Raw genomic sequence first — 5747 nt, forward strand, 5'->3', positions numbered from 1 at the left:
ATACCAGTCCTATCTGCCGTTGGTCTTTGAACTGCTCAACGGCGGCCAGGAAGCCGAGGAAATCGCTGCATATCTGTCGAACATTACTTCTGCTCGTATGGGACTCAGCACCAACATCGAACATGACCTGTCAGTAGCTCAACTGCTGGTGGCGTGGCGTCAGCGCTGCGGAGCGCTTGAGACCGTGAGCCGCCCGACCTGAGGGACTACAGTCGGCCACAACCAGACATTTGCCAACACAATGCGTTCACTTCGTATCGATCAATTCGAGTTCGACGATCCCGGCAGCGAAGAGTCGCTTGAGATCGATGTATCGAGCAACTCGAAATTTCCGCATCCTGATGTGAAGGCTTTTATCGGATCAACTGTTGATGCCTCATGTGCGTCGGTGCTCACGGAGCCGATGCCCTTCTATCGATTGACGGATAGGGCACGCGTTAGCGAGTACCTCATGCGCTTTGCAAAAGTTGACATACCGCCTCATTGCGACTGGCCTACTTACCTGCTCTCGACGGACTCGTGGGACGAGACGCACATAGTCATTTGCGGGCCGACGTCGTTCATCCGCTACTCTTGGTCGACGAGTGCGTAGCCCATTGCAGCTTCATTGACTTCAGCCCCAAGATGCATGTTCAACGAGCCAGGGCCTACGTCCGGTTTGGTGGGCGTGCAATGTCTGCAAGGGGCCTCGACCCGTTGGAGCTCCCGAGGGACCGCTTTGGGCGATTGCGACCGGCAGCTTCGGTTAAGGGTTGTCCGACACCTGCCCGTGCAACACCACGAGCCCGCGCACGACAACGGCCTGAGGGCAGGTGTTGGACAAGCCTCTAAGGAGGAAACCGCGGAATGCGCTGCTGCGGACGGGGAAGGCTACCGGCCTATGGCGATTCGGAACGCGTGGCCCGAGCTGGCGCCGATGCTGAGCCCGAGGGACGCCTCCAATGGCGTTGCCGAAGCGCAGCAAATCAAAGCCGTTGTTTGGGTCGCCTGACGCCAGGACGGTCGACGAAGGGCATCACCGGACTCGAAGACCAGACTTCCTCTCATCGGCCCGATAGCAAGAAGGGTCGAAGGTTGGCTGAGCAGCTGCGTCGTCATGGTGCCCGGACCTGTGGTGGCGGCGCACGGATCGGCTGCCCGCGAGCCAACGTCAGCAAGACGATCATCGCAGCGCCGCAGTGCATGCAGACGAAGGTCGGTGGAGGATGGCAAGGCTCGGCATCCAGGCTCGCGATCTGCGTGACCGCGTCAGCCTCTTGCCCCAGCAGTTCGCGGATGCGCGCCAGGTTGGCCGTGCGGTTGCCGTTGGCCAGAAGCCCGTAGTGTCGGATGCGGTGGAAGCCGCCCGGCAGAACATGCAGCAGGAAGCGGCGCATGAACTCATCGGCATCGAGCGTCATCGTCTTGCGCCGAGTGCGCCCCTTGGCCCGATAGTCCTTCCAACGGAAGGTGACGCCTTGTTCGTCCATGGCAACAAGCCGGCTGTTGGAGATGGCGACGCGGTGCGTGTAGCGGGACAAGTAGGCCAGCACCGCTTCGGGTCCGGCGAACGGTCGTTTGGCGTAGACGACCCATTCGCACTTGCGCAGCGGCGCGAGCCAGGCCGCAAAGGCATTCGCGTCGGCCAGCGCGGCGAACTCGCCGAAGAACCGCAGGCGGCCCGCGCGATGCAGCTGTCCGAGCGCTTCGAGGAAGCGCCTTCTGAACAGGCGCGACAGCACCCGCACGGACAGGAAGAAGCCGGGCTTGCAGGCGACCCAGCGCCCGCCATCCGGCGACAGACCTCCGCCCGGCACGATACCGTGCACATGCGGGTGGTGCGTCAGTGCCGATCCCCACGTGTGCAGCACCAGGGTCGCACCGATGCTCGCGCCAAGGTGCTTGGGATCGGCTGCGATGGTCAACAGGGCCTCGGCGGCCGTGTCGAACAGCAAGGCGTAGATCTCGGCCTTGTTGCAGTAGGCGATGGCACTGATCGGCGCCGGCAAGGTGAAGACGACGTGGTAGTAGTCCACCGGCAGCAGATCGGCCTGGCGCGCCTGGAGCCAGCGCTGCGCCGCACTGGCCTGGCACTTCGGGCAATGTCGGTTGCGGCACGAGTTGTAGGCGATCTGATCCTGCCCGCAGCCTTCGCAACGCAACACGTGGCCTCCCAGCGCCGCGCTGCGGCACTGCTCGATGGCCGACATGACCTTGAGTTGGCCCAGGCTCAGGTGACCACGCTGCGCCTTGCGCCAATCGGGGCCGTAGGTGCGGAAGATGTCGGCGACTTCCAGGGCGCGGTGCGCCATGGAGACGACCTACGCAGACAGCTTCTCCAGCGGACTGACGACCTCGCGCAGGACTTCGGTGGCCACGTGCGTGCAGACCGTCGTGGTCTCCAGCTTCTTATGGCCGAGCATCACCTGGATCACACGGATGTCCACCTTCTGCTCCAGCAGGTGCGTGGCGAAGCTGTGGCGCAGCGTATGCATGGTGACGCGCTTGTCGATCTTGGCCGCTTCGGCGGCGTCATGGACCGCGCGGTTGAGCTGGCGCGCGGTCAAGGGATCGACCGGGTTCATGCCAGGGAACAGCCAACCGTTGGGCAGCATCTTGCCCTGCGCATTGGCATACCGCCACCAGGCCCGCAGCCTTTCCAGCAGAACCGGCGAGAGCATCGCATAGCGATCCTTGCGACCCTTGCCCTGCTCGACGCGCAGGGTCATGCGCTGGCTGTCGATGTCGCCGACCTTCAGCGCAACGATCTCACTGACCCGCAGGCCGGTGCCGTAGGCGATGGACAGTGCCGTGTGGTACTTGAGGTTGGAGGCCGCCGCGATCAGGCGTGCGGCCTCGTCGCGGCTGAGCACCACCGGCAGCTTCTGCGGCACATGCACGTAGCTCATCCTCTCGACCAGTTCGCCGCGATGGAGCGTGACGTCGAAGAAGAACTTCAGGCCGGTGATGGTGGCGTTGAGCGTGATCGGCGAGACGCCCCGGTCGACCAGGTGCAACTGGAAACGCCGCAGATCCTCCGCGGTGGCCGTGTCGGGGGAGCGCTGAAGGAAGCCCGCGAGGTAACGCACAGCGCGAACGTACGCGGATTGCGTCTTGGGGCCGAGCTTGCGCATGCGCATGTCGTCGAGCAAGCGCTGGCGCAGCGCAGAAACAGCCGGTGTGGAAGGGATCATGATCGTGCTCCTGTCGAAGAACGAGGCCGATTGCCTCGGTTCCCAACATAGACAGGGGCGCGATGTTTGTTAAATCACGGACTGTGCGGCGGGCTACCGCGCGAGCGGTTTAGTCCTAAGGCCCCTTCGCGACGACGACGTGAGCGGCTAAAGTCGGCCACAAGCTGACGTTCATGGGCTCTTCGCAACTTCTCTCCAAAGCACCTGCAGCATGAAACCACCGCACATTGAACAACTGGTACGTTCCTTTGCTGCTCTGGACGAAGGGAGCAAGGCCTCGTTTTGCATCTGGATCGCAGGTCAGGTGCGAGATGTTCTTACCCCTGAAGAGGCCCAGCGGGTTGGGATCAACCATATTGTCGCGACGCTTCAGGCGTGGGAGGCGGGCAGTGCAGTTACGGGCGATCAACTGAACGAACAGCTCATGAATGCCAACGATGAAGGGCTGTACTCCTATCTTGGTCGCGAGCCTAGTGAAACTGACACTGCAATCGAAGCCGTCGGCGGCTCGGTCTGCTACATCGCCTGGATAGCCTATACCAGAGCGGGGCAGCACCTCCCGGATGGCATCAACCAGGTCGATGACGATTCCATCGCATGGGTAGTTCAACAGGCTGTTGAATGCAACGCCGTTACGCACGAAGCCTGCTTGGCAGTGATGCAAAAATTCGCATCTTCTAGATGAAGATCAAGGTTCAGGACATGCAATGTGACGGGCAGAATCCGGCCACAAGCAGCCAATTGCGAATGGCTGCTTCGGCGATGCTCTATCCTCATTCAAAAGGTATGGGATCGCTAACTCGGAGGAGCAAGCGATTGACGCGCGCAGCCTTCGCTGCGTAACATCAATGCATCTTCCACCGTCGACGTGCCATGAAACGCCGTGAGTTCGTTCTTGTTGRCACTGCGCTCGCCTCACTCGGCGTGTCAGCGTGCACCCGTTCGATCGGAGGCTTCGCCGCGACAACCTCGCGAGAAGATGGCTGGAACATCGCCGCGGGTGACGACGACAAGCTAGTTGACACCACCGCACTCAGCAAGATGGCCGATCGGCTTGCGGCTTCGGGCTCGAACATTCACTCCGTCCTTGTCGTGCATCGCGGCAAGCTCGTTTTCGAGCGCTACCTCCAAGGCAGCGATCAGGTGCCAACCAGCTTTTTCGGCAGCCGTGTGGAGAATGTCGTCTTCAACGCCGGCACGCGCCATGCAATGAAGTCAGCGACGAAGAGTGTCGCGTCGCTCGCCGTCGGCATCGCGATCGACCGGGGGCTGATCCATGACGTCGACGAGCCGATCCTTGGCTTCTTCCCCGAACTCGCAGACCTGCGAACGCCAGAATCGGATCGCCTGTTGCTGCGACACGCGCTCGGCATGACGCTCGGCCTCGAATGGATCGAGTCGACGCCCGCGACCGGCGATCTCGCGAACGACGAAACGCGCATGTATTTTTCGGGTGATCCGTGCCGCTACGTGCTAACGCGCCGAGCTGTGGCGGCGCCTGGGCAGCAGTTTTTCTACAGTACCGGCGCCCTAGCACTTGTATCAGCGATCCTGCATCGGGCCACCGGCAGACCACTCGACGAGTTCGCGCGAGCGAGCCTGCTGGAGCCCCTGGGCATCTCGGGCGAAGAATGGAGCCGAATGGGCAGAGACAGCGACGCCGGTGGTGGCCTTCGCATGCGTCCGCGGGACATGGCGAAGATCGGACAGCTCGTGCTAGCGGGCGGGCGTTGGGACGGACGCCAGATCGTGTCGAAGGGCTGGATCGAAGCCTCAACCGCATCGCTCATCAAGGCAACGGACGACCAGGACTACGGCTACCTTTGGTGGAGCGGCCATGCCAGAGCGCACCGACGAACAGTCCGCTGGATCGGTGCGCTCGGTCGAGGCGGGCAATCGATCCGCATCGTGCCCGAGCTCGATCTCGTCGTCGCAGTGACGGCAGGCTACTACCAGGACTACAGCCCGCAGGCATTCAAGGTGCAGTACGGCGTGTTCAGCGACGTGCTGCAGGCTATCTCACCGTCCCTGTGACGTGAGCATCCAGTCCGACCATCTTGAAAGCCGGCTCGGAGCATAGGAGCCTCGAGTCCACTTCATCGCGGACACAATGCCTTGCGGCTCTCAGAGGATCAAGATGACTTCACCGCGCGCTTACACCTGTGGCGTAAGAACCTGTTGCTTGGCGCGACTCGGTTCGAAGCTGCCATCTGTTTCGCCTTTCCGGTCGCAGTCCTGAGCCTTGGAGCCGTCGGCCTACTCTTTGGCCGATGTGCCGGCAAGCCTCAAATGGCAGAACGCGTCCTACGTATGCGAAAACTGCAGGGAAGGCCTGAGCAGCTGGCCGATGTCCACTTTTGCGCGACGAACTTTTTATCGAAGAAAGATCGGTGCGGCGATCCGCTGCTCGAAGACGTGTGGGTCCGTGAGCTCGTGCCTTCCGTCTCGGAGTGAGACTGGAAAGGCGAGTGGTGGCGCCAGCACTGCGCGCGTTTCCAGTTGGATATAGACCTTCGCAGGCCCATCATCGGCCAGGATAGTAGTTACAGCGACAACGTCATCACGCTGCAGAAC

The 5747-nt window shown here is 61.9% G+C and carries 5 protein-coding genes and 1 pseudogene; 3 read left to right on the forward strand and 3 right to left on the reverse strand.

All coding sequences use genetic code 11. The features are described from left to right. Positions 1 to 202: pseudogene (locus AC1DOC_RS16520) on the forward strand (hypothetical protein); the annotation flags it as partial. 892 nt (positions 203 to 1094) lie between these two features. Here AC1DOC_RS16520 and AC1DOC_RS16525 read toward each other — a convergent pair. Then, entirely contained in the window at positions 1095 to 2291 is a 1197-nt protein-coding gene (locus AC1DOC_RS16525) for an IS91 family transposase (RefSeq protein ID WP_478081537.1), read from the reverse strand. A 9-nt stretch (positions 2292 to 2300) separates the two neighbouring features. Beyond that, positions 2301 to 3173, reverse strand: a complete 873-nt coding sequence (locus tag AC1DOC_RS16530; RefSeq protein WP_478081538.1) for a tyrosine-type recombinase/integrase — start codon at positions 3171 to 3173, stop codon at positions 2301 to 2303. A gap of 211 nt (positions 3174 to 3384) precedes the next feature. Here AC1DOC_RS16530 and AC1DOC_RS16535 point away from each other — a divergent pair, with 211 nt between their 5' ends. Continuing rightward, positions 3385 to 3858 (forward strand): Imm6 family immunity protein, encoded by a 474-nt coding sequence (locus tag AC1DOC_RS16535; protein ID WP_478081539.1) that lies wholly within the window; start codon positions 3385 to 3387, stop codon positions 3856 to 3858. A gap of 188 nt (positions 3859 to 4046) precedes the next feature. Next, positions 4047 to 5207: a serine hydrolase domain-containing protein gene (locus tag AC1DOC_RS16540; protein ID WP_478130102.1), complete on the forward strand. Its 1161-nt coding sequence runs from the start codon at positions 4047 to 4049 to the stop codon at positions 5205 to 5207. A gap of 339 nt (positions 5208 to 5546) precedes the next feature. Here the strand turns inward: AC1DOC_RS16540 and AC1DOC_RS16545 are convergent. Continuing rightward, on the reverse strand, positions 5547 to 5747 hold a 201-nt coding region (locus tag AC1DOC_RS16545; protein WP_478130103.1), incomplete at its 5' end, for a hypothetical protein.

This window comes from Variovorax sp. 01T439_2 (genome assembly GCF_056398445.1).

Coding starts and splice junctions, on each gene's coding strand:
- AC1DOC_RS16530 (WP_478081538.1), bottom strand. CDS start 3,173: ATGATCCCTTCCACACCGGCTGTTTCTGCGCTGCGCCAGCGCTTGCTC.
- AC1DOC_RS16535 (WP_478081539.1), top strand. CDS start 3,385: ATGAAACCACCGCACATTGAACAACTGGTACGTTCCTTTGCTGCTCTG.
- AC1DOC_RS16525 (WP_478081537.1), bottom strand. CDS start 2,291: ATGGCGCACCGCGCCCTGGAAGTCGCCGACATCTTCCGCACCTACGGC.